The 19,803-nt window shown below is 70.0% G+C and carries 17 protein-coding genes and 2 pseudogenes; 12 read left to right on the forward strand and 7 right to left on the reverse strand.

The features are described from left to right. Positions 1 to 26 precede the first annotated feature (26 nt). From PYS65_RS00765 to PYS65_RS00775, 3 genes are all read right to left on the reverse strand, one after another. Positions 27 to 953 (reverse strand): carbohydrate ABC transporter permease, encoded by a 927-nt coding sequence (locus tag PYS65_RS00765; protein ID WP_279331719.1) that lies wholly within the window; start codon positions 951 to 953, stop codon positions 27 to 29. A 12-nt stretch (positions 954 to 965) separates the two neighbouring features. Continuing rightward, the gene (locus PYS65_RS00770; protein WP_279331720.1) at positions 966 to 1,961 is read right to left on the reverse strand and encodes a carbohydrate ABC transporter permease; all 996 of its coding nucleotides are present in this window, start codon (positions 1,959 to 1,961) and stop codon (positions 966 to 968) included. 90 nt (positions 1,962 to 2,051) lie between these two features. Then, positions 2,052 to 3,359, reverse strand: coding sequence for an ABC transporter substrate-binding protein (locus PYS65_RS00775; RefSeq protein ID WP_279331721.1), 1,308 nt, complete (start codon positions 3,357 to 3,359; stop codon positions 2,052 to 2,054). 302 nt (positions 3,360 to 3,661) lie between these two features. Here PYS65_RS00775 and PYS65_RS00780 point away from each other — a divergent pair, with 302 nt between their 5' ends. After that, complete coding sequence (locus PYS65_RS00780) at positions 3,662 to 4,675, forward strand: LacI family DNA-binding transcriptional regulator (protein WP_279331722.1); 1,014 nt, start codon at positions 3,662 to 3,664, stop codon at positions 4,673 to 4,675. Between the two features lie 77 nt (positions 4,676 to 4,752). Here PYS65_RS00780 and PYS65_RS00785 read toward each other — a convergent pair whose 3' ends face one another. After that, on the reverse strand, positions 4,753 to 4,959 hold the full coding sequence (locus tag PYS65_RS00785; protein ID WP_341483648.1) for an ATP-binding protein: 207 nt from the start codon (positions 4,957 to 4,959) through the stop codon (positions 4,753 to 4,755). A 45-nt stretch (positions 4,960 to 5,004) separates the two neighbouring features. On the opposite strand from PYS65_RS00785, the pseudogene PYS65_RS00790 reads away from it, so the two are divergent. After that, a pseudogene (locus PYS65_RS00790) lies at positions 5,005 to 6,180 on the forward strand (3-keto-alpha-glucoside-1,2-lyase-like domain-containing protein); the annotation flags it as partial. A gap of 15 nt (positions 6,181 to 6,195) precedes the next feature. Here the strand turns inward: PYS65_RS00790 and PYS65_RS00795 are convergent. Further along, positions 6,196 to 7,434, reverse strand: coding sequence for an RNA-guided endonuclease InsQ/TnpB family protein (locus PYS65_RS00795; RefSeq protein WP_279331723.1), 1,239 nt, complete (start codon positions 7,432 to 7,434; stop codon positions 6,196 to 6,198). A 230-nt stretch (positions 7,435 to 7,664) separates the two neighbouring features. Between PYS65_RS00795 and PYS65_RS00800 the strand changes: the two are divergent. Further along, positions 7,665 to 7,949, forward strand: a pseudogene (locus PYS65_RS00800) (3-keto-disaccharide hydrolase); the annotation flags it as partial. Positions 7,950 to 8,097: 148 nt separating this feature from the next. Continuing rightward, entirely contained in the window at positions 8,098 to 10,866 is a 2,769-nt protein-coding gene (locus PYS65_RS00805) for a cation-translocating P-type ATPase (protein ID WP_279331724.1), read from the forward strand. Between the two features lie 110 nt (positions 10,867 to 10,976). On the opposite strand, the gene PYS65_RS00810 is transcribed toward PYS65_RS00805, so the two are convergent. Continuing rightward, a complete protein-coding gene (locus PYS65_RS00810) occupies positions 10,977 to 12,128 on the reverse strand; it encodes an acyltransferase family protein (RefSeq protein WP_423836058.1) in 1,152 nt (383 codons plus the stop codon). A gap of 360 nt (positions 12,129 to 12,488) precedes the next feature. Between PYS65_RS00810 and PYS65_RS00815 the strand changes: the two genes are divergently transcribed. From PYS65_RS00815 to PYS65_RS00825, 3 genes are all read left to right on the forward strand, one after another. After that, the gene (locus PYS65_RS00815; protein WP_279331725.1) at positions 12,489 to 13,487 is read left to right on the forward strand and encodes a sporulation protein; all 999 of its coding nucleotides are present in this window, start codon (positions 12,489 to 12,491) and stop codon (positions 13,485 to 13,487) included. Between the two features lie 94 nt (positions 13,488 to 13,581). Continuing rightward, on the forward strand, positions 13,582 to 13,848 hold the full coding sequence (locus PYS65_RS00820) for a GlsB/YeaQ/YmgE family stress response membrane protein (protein ID WP_279331726.1): 267 nt from the start codon (positions 13,582 to 13,584) through the stop codon (positions 13,846 to 13,848). A 41-nt stretch (positions 13,849 to 13,889) separates the two neighbouring features. Further along, entirely contained in the window at positions 13,890 to 14,465 is a 576-nt protein-coding gene (locus PYS65_RS00825) for a TerD family protein (protein WP_279331727.1), read from the forward strand. 62 nt (positions 14,466 to 14,527) lie between these two features. Here the strand turns inward: PYS65_RS00825 and PYS65_RS00830 are convergent, their stop codons facing one another. After that, a complete protein-coding gene (locus PYS65_RS00830; protein ID WP_279331728.1) occupies positions 14,528 to 15,271 on the reverse strand; it encodes a class I SAM-dependent DNA methyltransferase in 744 nt (247 codons plus the stop codon). Between the two features lie 376 nt (positions 15,272 to 15,647). On the opposite strand from PYS65_RS00830, the gene PYS65_RS00835 reads away from it, so the two are divergent. From PYS65_RS00835 to PYS65_RS00855, 5 genes are all read left to right on the forward strand, one after another. Continuing rightward, positions 15,648 to 16,853 (forward strand): ATP-binding protein, encoded by a 1,206-nt coding sequence (locus tag PYS65_RS00835; RefSeq protein WP_279331729.1) that lies wholly within the window; start codon positions 15,648 to 15,650, stop codon positions 16,851 to 16,853. Beyond that, complete coding sequence (locus PYS65_RS00840; protein ID WP_279331730.1) at positions 16,850 to 17,251, forward strand: roadblock/LC7 domain-containing protein; 402 nt, start codon at positions 16,850 to 16,852, stop codon at positions 17,249 to 17,251. The genes PYS65_RS00835 and PYS65_RS00840 overlap by 4 nt, the downstream gene beginning before the upstream one ends. Next, complete coding sequence (locus tag PYS65_RS00845; RefSeq protein WP_109378557.1) at positions 17,248 to 17,622, forward strand: DUF742 domain-containing protein; 375 nt, start codon at positions 17,248 to 17,250, stop codon at positions 17,620 to 17,622. Before PYS65_RS00840 ends, PYS65_RS00845 begins: the two co-directional genes overlap by 4 nt. After that, positions 17,597 to 18,199, forward strand: a complete 603-nt coding sequence (locus PYS65_RS00850; protein WP_279331732.1) for a GTP-binding protein — start codon at positions 17,597 to 17,599, stop codon at positions 18,197 to 18,199. The genes PYS65_RS00845 and PYS65_RS00850 overlap by 26 nt, the downstream gene beginning before the upstream one ends. Before the next feature lie 254 nt (positions 18,200 to 18,453). Continuing rightward, entirely contained in the window at positions 18,454 to 19,755 is a 1,302-nt protein-coding gene (locus tag PYS65_RS00855) for a cytochrome P450 family protein (protein ID WP_279331733.1), read from the forward strand. Positions 19,756 to 19,803: the final 48 nt, after the last annotated feature.

Raw genomic sequence — 19,803 nt, forward strand, 5'->3', positions numbered from 1 at the left:
GCCCGGGGCCGGTCCGGGTGTGGCGGTCAGCCCTTGACGGCGCCCGCCATGATGCCGCTGACGATCTGGCGGCCGAAGACGATGAACATCGCCAGCAGCGGCAGCGTGCCGAGCAGCGCGCCCGCCATGATCAGCGACTGGTCGCGGACGTAGCCCGCGCTGAGCTGGGTGAGGGCGACGGGGACCGTCGGGTTGGTCATGTCGAGCACCACGAACGGCCAGAAGAAGTCGTTCCACGCGTGCACGAACGTGATCATGAACAGAACGGCCATGGCGGGCCGTGCGACGGGCAGCACGATGCTCCAGAAGATCCGCAGCGAGTGCGCCCCGTCCACGCGTCCGGCCTCGACGAGTTCGTCGGGCAGTGCCTCCGAGAGGTACTGCCGCATGAAGAAGACGCCGACCGCGCTCACCAGCGTGGGGAAGATGACGGCGGGCAGCTGCTGCGACCAGCCGAGCTCCGACATCATCATGAACAGCGGGACGACGCCGAGCTGCGGCGGCACCAGCATGGTGCCGATCACCAGCATCAGCAGGACGTTGCGTCCCTTGAACTTCAGTTTGGCGAAGGCGAAGCCCGCCAGGGTCGCGAACATCACCGTGGACAGGGCGATCACCCCGGCCACGATCAGGCTGTTGATCATGGCCTTGCCCATGGCCGCCTCGTCCCAGGCCCGGGCGAGGTTGCTGAACAGGTTCGGGCCGGGCAGGAAGGGCGGCGGCGTCTGGCTGACCCGGGTGTTGTCGGTGGAGGCCGCCACCATCGTCCAGTACAGCGGGAAGATGGACAGCACCGCCATGACGGCGAGCAGGACATAGGCGAGCGGGCCCGCGTGGTGCTGGCGTCCGGCGCGCTCGCGCAGCAGCCGGCGGCCGCCGCGGCGGCGGACCGGCTTCTCGGCGGGAGTCCGGTCCGGGGTCTTCGTCCGGGCCGGGAGGCTGTGGATGGTCATGACGACTCCAGGTCAGGACGTACGGGAACGCAGGCGCTTGATCAGGCGCTGCGCCACGAAGGCGAGGACGAGCAGCATGAACATCGCCCAGGCGACCGTCGCCGAGCGGCCCATCTGGTAGTTCTTCCAGCCCTCCTCGTACAGCAGCAGGCCCAGGGTCTGGTACTGGTTGTCCGCGCCGCCGGTGATGCCGTTGGGGCCCTGGCCGAAGATCAGCGGTTCGCCGAACAGCTGGGTGGCGCCGATCGTGGAGAGCACGATGGTGAAGACGATGGTGGAGCGGATGCCCGGGACGGTGACATGGGTGAACTGCTTCCACCGGGAGGCGCCGTCGAGGGAGGCCGCCTCGTACCGGTCGGCGGGGATGGCCTGCATGGCGGCCAGGTAGAGCAGCGCGTTGTAGCCGGTCCAGCGCCAGATGACGATGGTGGAGATCGCCACCTGGGCGGGCCACTTGTCGGCCTCCCAGTTCACCGGGTCGACGCCGACCGCGCCGAGCGCCCAGTTGATCATGCCGAAGTCACGTTCGAAGATCATGGTGAACACGAGGGCTGCGGCGGCGACCGAGGTGGCGTACGGGACCAGCGAGGCCACGCGGAAGAACAGCGAGGCGCGCATGCGGTAGTTGAGCAGGTGCGCCAGGCCGAGCGCCATCAGCAGCTGCGGCACGGTGGAGATGACGCCGATGGTGAGAGTGTTCTGCAGCGCGTTCCAGAACCGTGAATCGCCCCAGAGCTCGACGTAGTTGTCGAACGCCACCCACTCCATCACGTCGAGGGTGGCCAGTTCCACGTCGTGCAGGGAGATCCACGAGGTGTAGACCAGGGGGTAGAAACTGAACGCGGCGAAGACGACGAAGAACGGCGCGACGAACGCGAACGGCGCGCCCTTGACGTCCAGTCGGTGCAGCAGCGCGCTGCGCCGCCGGGCGGTCCTCTCGCCTCCGGTCGTGCGGGGCGCGCCTGGCGGTTCCTCGCCGGCCAGGGCCTTGGTGGTGGAGGTGGCCACCGGACTTCCTTCCTGAGAGCGGATGTGTGAGCCGGGGCCCGGGCCCGCCGGCGGAAGGCGGCGGGCCCAAGGCGACCGCGGGGCGACCGGTCAGCCGACCGCCTTCTCGATGCGCTCCATGGTGGTGTTCCACGCCTTGTCGCGTGCGGTGCCCTGCTCGACCAGGGCCAGGCCCTGCGAGAAGGTGTCCTTGATCGTGCCGTCCTTGCGGCCGAGGACCTGCTTGTCGGGGATCTCCTGCGCGGCCGCACCGAAGATCTGGCCGATCGGCGCGCCGCTGAAGTACTCCGACTCGGCGTTCTTCACGTCGTCGCTCTGCAGCGCCTCCTGGGAGGACGGGATGTTGCCTATCTCCTTGAAGATGTGGGCCTGCTGCTCCGGTGCGGTCAGCCAGGCGACGAGCTTCTGGGCCTCCTCCTTCACCGGGCTCTTCTCGACCACACCGAGGAAGGCGCCGCCCCAGTTGGCTCCCTTGGGCGCCCGGGCGACGTCCCACTTGCCCTGGTTGGCGTCACCGGCCTTCTCGCTGATGTGGCTGAGCATCCAGGCCGGGCACACGGCGGTCGCGAACGTGCCGTTGGCCAGGCCCGGGTCCCAACCCGGCTGGAACTGGCGCAGCTTGGCCGTCAGGTCCTCGTCGGCCGCGTCCGAGGACAGCTCCCAGGCGTCCTTGACGACCGGGTTCTTGTCGTGGATCAGGTCGCCCTTCTCGTCGTAGTACTGCTCGGAGTGGCCGTAGACCATGGCGTTGAACAGGCCGCTGGCCGAGTCCATGTACGCCACCTCACCGCCCTTGAAGCCCTTCTTGAAGGTGCGGCCGACCTCGACGTACTTGTTCCAGTCGCCCTCCCACAGCTTGCCGACCTCTTCCCGGTCGGTGGGCAGGCCGGCCTTCTCGAAGTAGTCCTTGCGGTAGCAGACGGCCATCGGGCCGATGTCGGTGCCCAGGCCCAGCACCTTGCCGTCCGCGGTGCTGATCTGGGACTGCTTCCAGGGCAGGAAGTGGTCGGTGCCCGCCGTGCCGGCGAAGTCCGCGAACTTGTCCGACTGGGTCTCGGTGATCTCCTTGGCCCGGCCGATCTCGATGCCCTGGATGTCCTTCAGACCGTCGCCGGCGGCGAGCCTGGTCTGCAGCGCGGTGTAGTACGTCTGCTCGTCCCCGGCGATCTCGGCCTTGATCTCGACATCGGGGTTCTCCTTCTCGTACTGCTCGAGGAGCCCCGTCTCCTTGAGGCCCATCACCCCGAACAGGCCCATCGTGATGGTGACCTTGCCGTCCTTCTTGCCACCGCCGGTGACCGAGTCACCGCCGCTGCTGCAACCGGCGACAAGTGCCAGCGCGCCGACGACCGCGACTGTCGCCACCGCCCTCGTGCGCAACGAACCGAGAGTGCCCATGGATCTCCTCCTAGCGACAGCACTGACACACCGAGGTGACAAGTTCTGCGATGACTACAGCGGCTCCGACAATCGAGTGGGAACGTGCCCACTCCAGGGTGGGCACGTTCCCACCAATGCACCGAAGACTCCTGTCCCGCGGCGGATATGTCAATGACTTGAACCGACTTCGCGTCCGGTACCGCTGTCCGGTGCTCGTTCCCGAAGCCTCGGGGGTGCTCCGATCGCGGTGGCATCTGCAACAATTGCCGCTGGTCATCCGGCGGCCGGCGCCGCCGCGGCTGCCGAGGGATGGGGAGTGCATGACTGGGAATCGTCGGCCCACGATCAAAACGGTCGCCGCCCGTGCCGGGGTGGGCCGCACCACGGTGTCCCGCGTCGTCAACGGCTCGGATCTGGTCAGCGCCGATGCCCGCTCCAGGGTCCTGGCCGCGATCAAGGAGCTCAACTACGTCCCCAACTCGGTCGCCCGCGGCCTGGTGACCAACCGCACCGACGCCGTTGCCCTGGTGATCCCGGAGTCGGAGAGCCGGCTCGGCTCGGAGCCGTTCTTCGCCGCGCTGATCCGGGGCGTCAGCGGCGCCCTCGCCGAGAGCCGGATCCAGCTGCAGCTCATGCTCGTGCGCGACGAGGCCGAGCGGGACCAGCTGACCGAGTCACTGGCGACGCGCCGCGTGGACGGCGTGCTCCTGGTCTCCGTCCACTCCGAGGACCGGCTGCCCGGCATGCTGGAGGAGATGGGCCTGCCCACCGTGCTGGCCGGCCGCCGCGACGCGGGCGAGCAGCTGAGCTACGTCGACTCCGACAACGCCGGAGGAGCCGTCGAGGCCGTCCGGCACCTGCTGCACAGCGGCCGGAGGAGGATCGCCACGATCACCGGCCCCCAGGACATGGACGTCGGCCGCAGCCGGCTCGCCGGCTGGCGCACCGCCCACCAGGAGGCGGACACGCCGGTGGACGAACTCCTGGTCGAAGTCGGCGACTTCACCGAGGAGAGCGGCAGCCGCGCCATGCGTTCGCTTCTTGAACGCGTCCCGGACCTGGACGCCGTCTTCGCCGCCTCCGACCTCATGGCGGTCGGCGCCCTGGCGGAACTGCGCCGGCGGGGACGGCACGTGCCCGGTGATGTCGCCGTCGTCGGCTTCGAGGACTCCGTCCTCGCCCGCCACACCGATCCGCCCCTGACGACGGTGCGTCAGCCGGTGGAGGAACTGGGCCGCACCATGGCCCGGATCCTCGCCGACATCACCCGGCACGGCGCGCCCCGGCAGCAGCTGACGCTGCCGACGGAACTGGTGGTGCGCCAGTCGTCGTAGGCGCGGTCGTCGTGGGCGCGGTCGTCGTGGGCGCGTCCGATGACGACCGTGGCGCGGTGGCGCGGTGGCGCGGGACCTCAGGCGCCGGGATCCAGGGGCAGCAGGACGTGAAACACCGCGCCCTCGCCCGGGGCGGTGCGGACCTCGACGTGGCCGCCGTGCGCCCGTACCAGCGAGTCGACGATGGCCAGGCCGAGGCCCGCACCGCCGGCTCCGGCGCGGGCCCGTGCCTCGTCGGCGCGGTAGAAGCGGTGGAACGCCCGCTCGGCCTGGTCCCGGGCCATCCCGGGGCCCTCGTCCTCGAACTCGAGGACCGCGTGGCCGTCCCGGGCCCCGACGGCGCGATCTACGCCGGCGGCCTGGGCGCCGGCGGCAACTGGGGCCAGGAGGGCAAGCTCAGGTTCGGCCTGCAAAAGCTGGCCCCGAACGGCAAGAACACCTTCGACATCCGCACCATGCGGGCCGTGCCCGGCGGCTTCGACCTGACGTACACCCAGCCGGTGTCCGCCGCCACCGCCGAGGAACTCGCCACGCACTACCGTGCCGAGCAGTGGCGTTACACGCCGACCGCGGACTACGGTGGACCGAAGATCGCCGAGGAGCGGCTCGCGGTGCGCTCGGCGAAGCTCTCGAAGGACGGCCGCACCGTCGAGCTCCGGCTGGACGGTCTGAAACCGGGCCGCGTGGTGCACGTCCGCTCCCCGCGCCCCTTCTCCTCCGCCTCCGGTGAGCAGTTGTGGAACACCGAGGCCTGGTACACCCTCAACCGGACACCGGGCAAGCAGCCGCCGCCCGCCACCCGGTACGAGGCCGAGGAGGCGCGTCTGACGGGCACGGCCGGCGTCGGCACCGACCACGTCGGCCATTCCGGCAGCGGCTTCGTCGACCGCTACGCCACGGAGGGCAGGGCCGGCACCGCCTTCGACGTGACGGTCCCGAAGACGGGCGCCTACGACGTGGGCCTGCGCTACTCCAACGGGCCCAACCCGTTCGCGGGCACCAAGTCCCTTTCCCTGTACGCCAACGGGAAGAAGGTGCGGCAGACGAAGCTCGCCTCCACCGGTGACTGGGACTCGTGGTCGACACGGACCGAGAAGCTGAACCTGCGCGCCGGACCCAACACGGTCTCCTACCGGTACGACGCGGGCGACACCGGCCATGTCAACCTCGACATGATCAGCGTCCGTCCGCACGGAGCCCCGGTCACCCTCTTCGACGGCACGGCCGGCTCGCAGGACCAGTGGCAGCACACCGACGGGAGGACCTCCCGATGGCCGCTCGCCGACGAGAAGTCGATGGAGGTGTGCTGCGGTGACCTCCGCACCAAGGACGCGTACCAGGACTTCGCGCTGCACGTGGAGTTCCGCGTCCCGCTGCTTCCGCCCGAGGTCACCGGGCAGGACCGCGGCAACAGCGGCATCTTCCTCCAGGACCGCTATGAGCTCCAGATCCTCGACTCCTACGGCGACACCACGCTCGGCACCGACGAGGCCGGGGCGTTCTATGTCAACTACCCGTCGCTAAAACGACGGGCTTGCACAACGGGCACCACTGGCGGTGATGCTGCGTCTGCGTCCAGCCCCGCCCCGCGGACGCGGGAGCGGGTCTGGGGCGGTTGACTGCGCCCCGCGTCGCCACAACTCCCACGCCCGGGCGCGGATGTTGCGGGAGCCGTTCCGGTCCGCGTGATCAACGAATCCGCAGGACCGGCACGCGAACCGGGCCTGGGAGACCCGGTTCGCCTGGTCAATGTGCCCGCACTCGGCGCAGGTGCGGGAGGTGTACGCCGGATCGACATACACCACCGGCACCCCCGCCCGGCGGGCCTTGTACGCGATGAACTGCCCCAGCTGGGCGAAGGCCCAGCTGGAGTGGGTGGCCCGTTGGGGCCTGCGAAGCCGTACCCGTCCGCGGATGCCCGTCAGGTCCTCCAGGGCGATCCCGCGACCGGTGCGTTCTGCCTCGGCCACCACATGCTTCGCGATCTTGTGGTTGATGTCCTTCGCCCGCCGGGCCTCCTTGCGGCGCCGCTTCTTCAGCCGGCGTCTGGCGGACGGGGTGTTCTTCTTCTGCAGCTTGCTGCGGAGCGTGCGTTCCCGCGCGCGGATGCGGTTGAGTTCCCGGCCGGCCATGATCTCGCCGTCCGAGGTGGTGGCGATGTTGACGATGCCCAGGTCGATGCCGAGGAAGTCCACCGGCTCCGTGTTCAGCGGCGCCTCGGGCACCTCGCAGGTGGCATTCAAAAACCACCTGCCGTCCCGGCAGATGAGATCGGACTCACCCCTGCGGTAGAGGGCGAGGGTGGCCAGTTGCTCCGGTGCGGCGGTGAACGCCACGTCCTTCACCCGCCCGGCCACCGTCCAGATCGAGACCCGGCGCCGGTCGGTCTGCCAGGACAGCATCCGGTCGTCGAAGGGCTGGGCGCCGGAGGGACGGAAGACGACGGGTTTCTGGGTGGCGCGGCGGTGGCGTTGCGAGCCCGGTCGGCCCAGATTTCCGGCCTTCAGGTTCGCCTGCAGCGTGGCGTAGGCGTCGCACACCTTCTTGATGACATGTTGGGCGGCCTGCGCGCCCAGGTTCCACCGGGTTTTGATCTCGGTGTAAGTGTGCCGGCGCAGCGCGAAGTTCTTCTTCACATCCTTTTCGAAGGCGACGTCACTGGCCCAGGTGGCGGCCTCGTTGCAGGCTTGCAGGGTCGTCTCCAGGGCCGCCGCCTGTACGGGCGTCGGCAGCAGTCTGACCTGCACCACCAGCTTCACGATCACCGAGCGTAGACACCCGCGCGGTGCCGCACCACGCGTTCCCCCACTGGTCATCCCATCGGGTGAAGCCCGGCATGGCCGGGGCCGCCTCACCGCGCCCGTGGGCGGGACCCGGCCGCTCCACGGCCGGGCAGGCACAGCGATACCGCGGCGCTGCACGCCGCGATACACGCGGATGCGATTTCTCCCGGGGCTGAAGCCCCGGGGTTCCTCGCAAGAACAAGCTGAAACGGGCCCCCGACACGAACGCGGCCACGGCGCCCGAGACGTGGCAGACCTACGACATCGTCTTCCGCGCGGCCCGCTTCGACGAGAACGGCCGCAAGACCGCCGACGCCCGGGTCACGGTGGTGTGGAACGGGCAGAAGGTCCACGACGACGTCGCCCTGGACGGGCCCACCGCGTCGGGCAGGGCCGAGACGCCCGCGGCGGGGGCCCTCCGGCTCCAGGACCACGGAAACCCCGGGAACAGAGTCCGGTTCCGCGACATCCGGATCACACCGCTGGGCTGACGCCCGGACCGGAGCCGGCCGACGCCCCCGGCGTCGGCCGGCTTGCCGTCTGCCTCGACGCCTGGAACGCGGACTTCGTGGTGCTCACCCCCTCGGAGAGCCGAATCCCGGTCATGCCCGGTGGTACGGCCGCGTGCAGAATGGAGCGATGTCGCCTTCCCACACTTCCGTCACACCGCCCTCCTGGCATGCCTTGCCCGCCTCCGAGGTCACCGATCGGCTCGATGTGGAGCCGGGTGCGGGGCTGTCGTCCGACGAGGCGGCGCGGCGGCTCGCGGAGCACGGGCCGAACCAGTTGGACGAGGCTCCCCGGGAACCCCGTTGGCGGGCCTTCCTGCGCCAGTTCCAGGATCTGCTGATCATCATTCTGCTGGTGGCCGCCGTGGTCAGCCTGGTGGTGACCCGGGAGTGGGAGACACCCCTCGCGATCGCGGTGGTGGTCCTGCTCAACGCGACGATCGGGTTCGTGCAGGAGTCCCGGGCCGAGGCGGCTCTGGACGCCCTGCGGGAGATGACGGTGACGCATGCCACCGTCCGCCGCGACGGGCGGCTGGTGCAACTGGCCGCCGGTGAACTGGTTCCCGGGGACGTGATCACCCTGGCGCCGGGCGACCGGGTGCCGGCGGACGGCAGGCTGCTGACGTCGGCGTCCCTGGAGGTGCAGGAGTCCGTCCTGACCGGTGAGGCCCTGGCCGTGGCGAAGGACGCGGACGCCGAGGTCGCGCCGGACGCCCCGCTGGCCGACCGGGTGACGGCGGTGTTCATGAACACCGCCGTCACCCGCGGCCGCGGCGAGGTCACGGTCACCGCCACCGGCATGAGCACCGAGACCGGCCGCATCGCCGACATGCTGCACCAGGCCCAGCCGGGGCCGACTCCGCTGCAGCGCCAGATCGACGCGCTCAGCCGTACCCTCGCCCTGGTCGCCGGGCTGGTCATCGTCGTCGTCTTCGTCCTCGGCCTGGTGCGCGGGCAGGACTTCGGCGACCTGTTCATCAGCGCCGTGTCGCTCGCGGTCGCCGCCATCCCCGAAGGGCTGCCCGCGGTGGTCGCGTTCACCCTCGCGATGGGCACCGGCCGGATGGCCAAGAAGGGGGCGATCGTCAAGAAGCTGGCGTCGGTGGAGACCCTGGGCAGCACCACCCAGATCTGCACCGACAAGACCGGCACGCTGACGCTGAACCAGATGACGGCGCGGGAAGTGCTGGTGGCCGGCCGTCGGCTCACCCTCTCCGGTGAGGGGTACTCCACCGAGGGGCGGATCCGCACCACCGACGGGCAGCCCCTGCCGTCGGCCCTGGACCACGCGCTGACCGCGATGGCCCTGTGCACCGACGCCGTGATCCGCGACGGTCAGGTCGTGGGCGACCCGACCGAGGGCGCCCTGGTCGTCCTGGCCGAGAAGGGCGGCATCGACGTGACCGGCATGCGTCAGGAGCGGCCACGGCGGCTGGAGATCCCCTTCGACTCCGACTACAAGTTCATGGCGACCTTCCACGACTGGACGGACGACTCCGGGCGTGCGGTGATCCGGTGCTGCGTCAAGGGCGCCCCCGACGTCCTCGCGGACCGCGCGGACCGCTACCTCGGCGAGGAGGGGTTCCTGCCGTTCGACGAGGCGGCACGGCGGCGGTTCGACGAGGGCAACGCCTCCCTGGCCGAGCAGGGCATGCGGGTGATGGCGCTGGGGATGGAGGACTTCCCGGCCGACGGGTTCCAGGCCCCCGAGGACCTCAAGGAGCTCCTCGACCGGATCGTGCTGACGGCGCTGGTGGGCATCGTCGACCCGCCGCGTCCCGAGGTGCGCGCGGCCATCGCCGAGTGCAGGGAGGCCGGGATCCGGGTCCGGATGATCACCGGCGACCACGCGGTGACCGCCGGTGCCATCGCCCGCGAGCTCGGCATCCCCGGTGAAGCGGTGACGGGCGCAGAACTGGACCGCGTCGACGACGACGCCGTGCTGGCCGACCGGCTGGACGAGGTGGGCGTCGTCGCCCGGGTGTCCCCCGAGCACAAGATCCGTATCGTCCGGGTGCTGCAGGACCGCGGTGACGTGGTCGCGATGACCGGGGACGGTGTCAACGACGCGCCCGCGCTGCGCAAGGCCGACATCGGGGTGGCGATGGGCATCACGGGGACGGAGGTCACCAAGGAGGCCGGCACGATGGTGCTGACCGACGACAACTTCGCCACCATCGTGTCCGCCGTCCGCGAAGGCCGCGGCATCTACGGCAACATCGTGAAGTTCACCCGGTTCCAGGTCTCCACCGCCCTGGGCTTCGTCGCCACGTTCCTGATCGCCTCGCTGACCGGTCTGGCCGGCGGGGCGCCGTTCACCGCCCTGCAGATCCTGTTCGTGAACCTGGTCATGGACGGTCCGCCGGCCATGTCCCTGGGCGTCGACCCGGTCGACCCGGACGCGATGAGCCGGCCGCCCCGGCACGCCGGCGAACGCATCCTCAGCCGGCAGCGCTTCGCCCGGATCCTCCTGGCGAGCACGGTGATGGCGGTCGGCACCCTCGCGATGCTGATCTGGGCCCCCGGGCCCGAGGCGGAGCTGGGGAAGGCGACCGTGGCCGGCACGATGGCCTTCGCCACCTTCGTCTTCTTCCAGGTCTTCAACCTGCTCAACGTCCGGCACGACACCCGCAGCGTGTTCAGCCGTGAGACGCTGCAGAACACCTCCGCGTTCGTCGCCACCCTCGCCGTGATCGTCCTGCTCGTGTTCATCGTCGAGACGGACGCCCTGCACGGCTTCTTCACCACGACCGACCTCACCCCCGGCCAGTGGCTGGCCTGCGTGGCCGTCGGCTCCACCATCCTCTGGACCGGTGAAGTGCTCAAGTCCGTACTGCGCGCCCGGGCCCGCCGCGCTCACGCCGCCGCCACGCGGGCGGCCTCCCGGCAGGCGGTCTGACGCAGGCGCCCTGACGGCACGGCGAGCGGTACGACCGCGCGCTGCGGGGCCCGCGGGACGCACGAACACGAGGGGCGCACGAGCTGTTGGGCTCGTGCGCCCCTCGGGCTTCATCCGGATCTCGGTGGTGCCGGTTCCCGCTGCCGGAAGGCCCAGTCCATTCTCGGCTCGACCACGGCCCGGAAGACCCGCCGTACCGGTGCCGTGCACAGGAGGGTCACGGCCACGGCGGCGACGAGGGTGACGGTGATCTTGCCGAGCGGTTGGTGGAACCAGTCGTTGCGGGACCAGTGCCAGTGGTTGGCGGCCTGGATGACGAAGCCGTGCAGCAGGTAGCCGTACAGCGTGCCGGCGCCGAGCGCGGTGTACCACGTCCGGCGGCGCGGCACGAGGGCGAGGAAGCAGACGACCAGGACCGTCGAACAGCCGAAGATCGCCAGCGTCATGACGGGCCCGTACCAGGCGGGCGCCCCGAGTTCCTCGGCGCTGGAGTGGTGGAAGAACCAGGCGTAGTCCATCCGCGTCACGGCCCAGTACGCCATGACCAGGGCGCCGAGGAAGACCGGCACGGCCAGGAGGCGCACCTGAGGGCGCCGCACCCTTTCGAAGTGCTCCGGCCTGAGGGACAGGCCGAGTACGAAGTAGGGCAGGAACTGCAGGGTGCGCTGGAGGTCGAGGTCCTCGCCGATGGACGGGGCGAGGGTGGCCAGTGCCGCGAGGGTGAGGGCGAGGGGCAGCGGCCACCGCACGGACCGCCAGATCGGGGTGGTCAGCCGCCAGACGAACAGCGCGGCCAGGAACCAGGTCAGGTACAGGGGGTCCAGCAGGCTGATCGGGCGGTCCGGTTCGTCGTCACTCCACCGGGTGAAGAGGGTGTACGCCACCTCGAAGACGACGTAGGGCACGGCGATCCCGGTGACCAGACGCCTGATCCGTCCCGCGCTCCAGTCGAAGCCGCGCGAGAAGTAGCCGGAGACGACGATGAACGCCGGCATGTGGAAGGCGTAGACAAGCGTGTAGAGGGCGGTGACGGTGCGGCTCTCGCTGCGCAGCGGTTCCCATGCGTGGCCGACCGCCACCAGCACGATGGCCAGGTACTTGGCGTTGTCGAAGAGCGCGTCCCGCGGTTTCGCCGACCGGGTGCGCGTGTCGTCCGGCGCGGGGGCGGCACGGGTCTGCACCGTGACCGGTGCCGTCCCGCCGGGTCTCGTCGGCGGCCCGTCCGTCTCCCCGGGGCTGCGCGCGGGCAGCGTTTCTTTCACGATTCCTTCCTGCGAAAACCCGGACAGGGCAGAACACCTCTTACGAGAGTTGCGTATGCGACACGAGAGGAACGACTCGGGAAACCGTAACCGGGTCGGGCACCAGGGCGAAACCGGGCCCGCGGCCGTGTCGCCGTTGCGAGCGCGTACGCCCAGCGGCTCCCGGACCCGCGAAGTCCGCCCACGTCACGGGGGGTTCACTTTCGGCCATTCACGCCGTGCGGGCACGCAGCGAACCCTTCCTCGATCTTCACCGCCTCTATGCTTCTACGTGCTTGTAGAAGGCCCTTGCCGGATGCCCGCGGGGGCGTGCGGCGTTGCGCCTACGGAACAATCGCACGCGAAGGAGTGAACGCCGCGATGGTGTTCAAACGACTGCTCGGTTCGCTCGGAGTGGGTGGCCCCACGGTCGACACGGTCCTCGACCCCGGTGCCCCACGGCCCGGAGCCGCACTGACCGGGCAGGTCCACCTCAAGGGTGGAGACGCCGACTTCGACATCGAGCACATCACGCTGGAGCTGGTGGCCCGGGTCGAGGCCGAGCACGAGGAGGGCGAGAGCGAAGGCGTCGTCGCCTTCGAGCGGTTCACCGTGGGCGGCGGCTTCCGGCTCGCCGCGGGCTCGGTGCACAGCGTGCCGTTCTCCGTGACGCTGCCCTGGGAGACGCCCGTCACCGAGCTGCACGGCCAGGGCCTCGGCATCGTCCTGGGCGTGCGCACCGAGCTCGCCGTGGCGGGTGCCAGGGACAAGGGTGACCTGGATCAGCTGAACGTCGGCCCCCTGCCCGTGCAGGAGGCGATCCTCGAGGCGTTCGGCGGGCTGGGCTTCGGTTTCAGGTCCGCCGACCTCGAGTACGGCCGGATCGGCGGCACCGGCCAGCAGCTGCCCTTCTACCAGGAGATCGAGCTGACCCCGGCGCCGCAGTACGCCCACCAGGTCAACGAGATCGAGGTGACGTTCCTCGCCGGTCCCGGCGGGATGGAGGTCGTGCTGGAGGCGGACAAGCGCGGCGGGTTCTTCTCCTCCGGTCACGACGCGGTCCACCGGTTCACCGTCTCCCACGACGGCGTCGGGCACCAGGACTGGAACGCGGTCGTCGACGACTGGGTGCGCCGGCTCGTGGAGCACCGGGCCTCGTACGGCGCGCACGCCGGTCACGGGCACGGCGGCCATCACGTCCACGACGGGCACCACCACGACGGCCACCGCTCCGGTCCCGGCATGGGGACCGTCGTCGCGGCGGGCGCGGCCGGGCTCGCCGTCGGTGTCGTCGGCGGCATGGTCGCGGCCGAGGTCGTCGACGAGATCGGGGACTTCTTCGAGGGCGACGAGGACGAGGGGGACGAGGACGAGGATTGATCAGCTCGTGACGCCCCCCACCCCTCGTCTTCTACATAATTGTAGAAGATAGGCTGTCGACGCACGGATGCGAAGAGACGAGGAGTGGGTGGACATGGGCGTCATCGCTTGGCTGGTACTGGGGCTGTTCGCAGGAGCGGTGGCCAAGGCCGTCCTGCCCGGACGCGATCCGGGCGGGCTGATCGGCACGACGCTCATCGGCGTCGCCGGGGCCTTCCTCGGCGGCTGGCTGTCGGCGCAGTTCCTGGGGCGCCCGGTACAGCGGGAGTTCTTCGACGCCGCCACCTGGGGCTCGGCCATCGTCGGCGCCCTCGTCCTCCTCATCGGCTACCGCCTCCTCTTCGGCAACTCGCGCGACTGAATCACCGAGAACGAGCAAGGACAACCAAGAAGGAGTACGCAGTGGGTGTTTCCCTGTCCAAGGGCGGCAACGTCTCTCTCAGCAAGGAGGCCCCGGGGCTGACCGCGGTCGTGGTCGGCCTCGGCTGGGACGTCCGCACGACCACCGGCACCGACTACGACCTCGACGCCTCCGCGCTGCTGGTCGACGGTTCCGGCAAGGTCCTGTCCGACCGGCACTTCGTCTTCTACAACAACCTGAGGAGCCCGGACGGTTCGGTGGAGCACACCGGTGACAACCTCACCGGTGAGGGCGAGGGCGACGACGAGAGCGTCAAGGTGAACCTCGTCGGCGTGCCCGCCGAGGTCGACAAGATCGTGTTCCCGGTGTCGATCCACGACGCCGAGAACCGCGGCCAGAGCTTCGGCCAGGTCCGCAACGCCTTCATCCGCGTCGTCAACCAGGCCAACAACCAGGAGATCGCCCGCTACGACCTCTCGGAGGACGCCTCCACCGAGACGGCCATGGTCTTCGGCGAGCTCTACCGTCACGGCGCCGAGTGGAAGTTCCGCGCCGTCGGCCAGGGGTACGCCTCCGGGCTCTCCGGAATCGCCGCCGACTTCGGTGTCAACGTCTGACACCGGACCGGACCAGCATGCCGGGGCCGGCCCGTACGGGCCGGCCCCGGCATGCTGGTCCTCTACCGGGTGGGCGGGATGCGGTAGACCGAGACGTGGGAGCGTGACGCGGCGGTGAAGGGGGCCCCGGCCCAGTCCGCGTGCCTGGCCTCCAGCCCGAAGCCGGCCAGCTGGGCCATGAGGTCGAGTTCGGCCGGCCAGACGTAGCGGTGGGGGCTGCGGAACAGCCGCGCCTGCCGGGTCCCGTCGAACCGGAAGTGGTGCGACACCACCTGCTGACGCAGGACGTCGTACGTGTCCAGGCCGATGTAGCCGGGCTCGGACTGCCAGACCGTGGCCTCCTGGCCCGGTGGGAGCTTGCGCAGCTCCGGCACCCAGAGCTCGATCACGAACCGGCCCCCGGGGACGAGGTGGCGGGCGGCGTTGCGGAAGCACTCGACCTGCTCGGTCTGGGTGAGCAGGTTGGAGAGGGTGTTGTAGACGAGGTAGACGAGGCTGTACTCCCCCGGCGCGCGGGCGGTCGCCATGTCACCGATGACCACCGGGATCGTCGCCTCGTCCGCCTTGGTCCGCAGCCTCTCCACCATCGGGACGGACAGCTCGATGCCGGCGACCGGCACCCCCCGCTCGGCGAGGGGGACCGCCACCCTGCCGGTCCCGACGGCGAACTCGAGCGCGGCCCCCTCCCCAGCGAGGCCGGCGAGCCGGTCGACGGCCGGCTCCAGGGTGCCGGGCGCGAACATGCCGGTGCCCGGTGTGTCGTAGCGCTGCGCGGTGTCGGCGTCCCAGATCTCCTCCTGCTGCATTCCGCCACCATGCGCCGACGGCCCGGGGGGTGTCCACCGGATTCTCGGGGCCGGTTCCCCCCCGGCGCCCGGCCCGTCCCGCGCCGTCGCTTTCCGCTTCGGTGGCCCGTGGAAGGCGGGCGTGTGAGGGTCTGGTGAGGGTCATCGAGCAAGAAACGAAGCAAGTGTTTTGTGCATATGCACCTGATAAGATCATCTAACTTTCAGTAGGCTGACGGCGCGTCATGAACGCGTACGGGGGACAGTCTCTGAGGCCCCATCACCAAGGTGCGAGGTGAGGTCCACCCATGGGCTCGAGCCGTTCGACGGCCGGATTCCTCGAGCCGGACCGGTGGACCCTCAGCGCTCCCGCACGATGCGACTTGAAGAGAGTCTCATGACGTCATTGATCAGGGATCCACTGTTGTGGATCTTGCTGGTAGTACTCATCGCTGCGGCGTTCGCAGTGATGAGGGCGCGGAGAACCAACCTGGCGCTCCGCAGAACGAGGAAGGACCTGGAATCGGACCTGGGTCAGGCCCAGGGCCAACTCGCCCAGCAGCAGGGGTACATCGCCACCCTCAACGCACAGCACCAGGGCGACCTCGCCGACGTCCGCGCGGATGCCGAGTCGTCGACCAAAGCCGTGTTGAAGTCGGCGATGGGAACGCTGCAGTCCCTCGCCGAGGAGCAGCAGCTGCTGCTGGACGGCCTGTTGAAGAAGTACGGCAACGACAGCGAGGTCCTCGCCGACCTGATGTCGGTGGACCACACCGGCAGCCAGTTCAGCCGCCGGGCCAAGGGCATCTCGGTCCTGTGCGGTGGCTGGCTGGGCCGGCGTGACGGCACGGCCTCCGTGTACGACGTGGCGCGCAGCGCCCAGGGACGGATCAGGGACTTCGACCGGGTCGGCATCCACGCGCAGGTCAGCGTCTCCGTCTCCGCCAAGGCCGTGGAGCCGGTGGCCGTCGTGCTGGCCGAGCTGCTGGACAACGCGACCACCTACAGCGCTCCGGGTACGCCGGTCGAGGTCAACATCCAGGCCGTCCCGACGGGTGTGTGCTTCATCGTCGACGACGCCGGCCTGGGCATGGACCAGGAGACCAAGGACCGGGCGGCGACTCTGCTGTCGTCCGACAACGAGGTCGACATCACCGCTCTGGGCGACCCGCCCCGGTTCGGGTTCGCGGTGTGCGGCATGCTCGCCACGCGGTACGGCTTCTCCGTCTCCGTCGGTTCGGTGTCCCCCTACGGCGGAGTGCGTGCAGTGATCCGTGTACCGGAAAGCCTCCTGGCCGCCGACGCTCCCGCGCCCGCCGAGCCCGTCCAGGAGGCCGTGAGCCAGGAGGCCGCCCCGCAGCGGCTGACTCCCGTCCCGGTCGGCCCCTCCCACGTGGTGGGCAGGACGAACGGCGGGCTTCCCAAGCGACGCCGGCGGCAGGGCCCCATCTCGGTGGTGCCCTCGCCGGACGACACGGCCGGTGTCGACGAGCAGACGTCCGAACCGGCCAGCGAGGTGACCGCGTCACGCCTCGGGGCGTTCGCCCGTGGCACACAGCTCGGTCGGATCACGAACACCATGGAAGGACCTGATCAGCAGTGAACACCGACCTGTCGTGGGTGCTGAACGACGTGCTCGAGGTGCGTGGTGCCCGTCATGCCGTGCTCGTCTCGGGTGACGGCCTGCTGCTTCAGCGTTCGGACGACATCTCGCGCGACGACGCGGAGACGAACGCCGCCGCCATGAGTTCCATGCAGTCCCTCAGCCGGGCGGTCGCCGGTTTCGTCGGGGCGGGGAACGGCATCTGGAAGCAGACGCTGCTGGAGTACGACGGTGGCTGGATCTTCCTGAGCGCCGCCGGTCAGGGCGCCTACCTGGCCGTCTCGGCGGCTCCGGACGTCGACATGGAAGCCGTGTCGTTCCGCATGCAGAAGACGGTGGCGGCACTGAGCAAGGCGATGAGCGTGGCGCCACGCGAGAACCGCGGTGTCGGCTCATGACGGCTCCCGGCGAAGAAGGGTCCGTATCCAGCGACTTCGTCCGCTCCTACGTCATCACCGGTGGCCGGAGCCTGCCGTCTTCGGACGATCTTGCATTGCACACCCTCGTCACGCTGGCTCCCGAGCGGACCCTCCCGCTCGGGGCCGGGCCCGAAGTGACGGCGATCTGGGACCTGTGCGCGGGGGGCTACCTGTCGGTGGCCGAGGTGGCCGGCCATCTCGGACTGCCGGTGGGAGTGGCCCGCCTGCTGCTGACCGACCTGTTCGAGCAGGGGCACCTGCTGCACCGCGCCGAACCGCCGCGGGCCCAGAACGTTGACAGAGCGACCCTCGAGAAGGTTCTGCATGGACTCCAATCCCTCATCAGCTGAGACGGCCCAGGGCTCCATCTACGTCTCCAACGCGGTGACCAACGCCGCGAAGATCCTGGTCGTCGGGCATTTCGCCGTGGGCAAGACGACTCTCATCGGCTCGCTGTCGGAGATCACTCCGCTGCGCACCGAGGAGAAGATGACCCAGGCCTCCGTCCACGTCGACGACCTGCGGGGCGTGACGGGCAAGACCACCACCACGGTCGCCCTGGACTTCGGTCGTCTCACCCTGAGCGAAGACCTCGTGCTGTACCTGTTCGGTACGCCGGGACAGCAGCGCTTCATGCAGCTGTGGGAGGACATGGCGCGCGGTGCGCTGGGAGCCCTGCTCCTGGTCGACCCCGCACGGCTGGAGGAGACCTTCCCGGTCATCGACCTCGTCGAGGGGTACGGCCTGGAGTACGCCATCGCCGTCAACACCTTCGACTCGTCCACCACGTACAGCGAAGCAGAGGTGCGTGAGGCACTCGACCTGCTGCCGGACACTCCCGTCGTCTACTGCGACGCCCGTGACCAGCGGTCCTCCGCGGAGGCACTGATCGCGCTGGTCCGGCATCTGCTCGAGCGCGCCGCCTGACCGCCACGCGCCCGCTCCACCCGGGAACAGCGGTTCCCGGATCACCGAGGAGGACTTCGTGACTCCGCTCCCCCTCCTGAAGGAGGGGGGCTTCCGGCCCAAGAGTCGCGGTCCGGTCCGGACCGATCCCTTGCGGGACACCTGAAACGTACACCCGGGATTCGATTCCCCCACCGGCTGAAGCCGGTGGTTACCTCGAAAGAGGTCCGATGGATCTTCAGCCGACATCTGCACCCACGGACAGCAGATGCCCCATGCACGACGACTCGTTCGCCGCTGACCCGCAGGCGCTCTACGACCGGCTGCGCGCCCACGCCCCGGCCGGTCCGGTCGAGCTCGCCCCGGGCGCGGACGCCACGCTGGTCGTCGGGCACGAGATGGCGCTGCGCGTCCTGCAGAACACCGAGCTCTTCGCCCGCGACGCCCGCCGGTGGAAGGCCCTGAACGAGGGGCGCATCGGGATGGACAACCCGGTGCTGCCGATGATGGCGTACCGGCCCAACTGCCTGTTCACCGACGGCGCGGTGCACCTGCGGCTGCGCAAGGCGGTCACCGACAGCCTGGCCCGGCTCAACATCACCCGGATCCGCCGTGACGTCGAGCCGATCGCCGACTACCTCCTCGACCAGTTCAGCGAGCGGGGCCGCGCCGACCTGCTCAACGACTACGCCAAGCTGCTGCCGCTGCTGCTGTTCAACAAGCTCTTCGGCTGCCCCGCGGACATCGGTGACACCCTCACCACCGCGATGTCGGCGATCTTCGACGGCAAGGATGCCCTGCGCGCCAACGAGGACCTCACCGCCTGCCTCATGGAGCTGATCGCCCTCAAGCGGCGCCAGCCCGGCGACGACGTCACCTCCTGGCTGATCCAGCACCCGGCCGGACTGACCGACGAGGAGCTCAAGGACCAGCTGGTGATGCTGATGGGCGCCGGGGTGGAACCCGAACGCAACCTCATCGGCAACGCCCTGCTGCTGTTGCTGTCCGGCGCGGGCGGCCGGCAGAGCGGCATGCTGATCGAGGAGGCACTCGATCACGTGCTGTGGAACGAGACCCCCATCGCCAACTACGCGACCCACTACCCGGTCCAGGACGTCGACCTCGGCGGCCATGTGGTGGAGGCGGGCACCCCGGTCGTCATCTCCTTCGCGGGCGCCAACAGCGACCCCGCACTCGCCGAGGCCCGCCGCACCCGCAGCAGGGGCGCCCACCTGGCGTGGGGGGCCGGCCCGCACGCCTGCCCCGCCAAGGACCCGGCGCAGGTCATCGCGATCACCGCGATCGAGCGGCTGCTCAACGCGCTGCCCGACCTGACGCTGGCCGTACCGCAGGAGGAACTGCAGTGGCGGCCGGGGCCGTTCCACCGCGCACTGGTGACGCTGCCGGCGACCTTCAGCCCGTCGCCGGCCACGCGGATGGCGGCGGCCCTGCAGCACCGGGCCGCGTCGGCGGGTGCGGAGCAGCCGCTGCCCGTGGCCCAGACCGCCCCGGCGCGGCGGGAGCCGGGCCGGAGGAAGGGCTTCTGGAGCAGCTTCCTCGACGTCTTCCGCGTCTGATGTACGGCATGTGACAGGAGCAACACTCTGTGGCGCATGACGGAGGAG

The sequence above is a fragment of the Streptomyces cathayae genome, assembly GCF_029760955.1.
Taxonomy (GTDB): domain Bacteria; phylum Actinomycetota; class Actinomycetes; order Streptomycetales; family Streptomycetaceae; genus Streptomyces; species Streptomyces cathayae.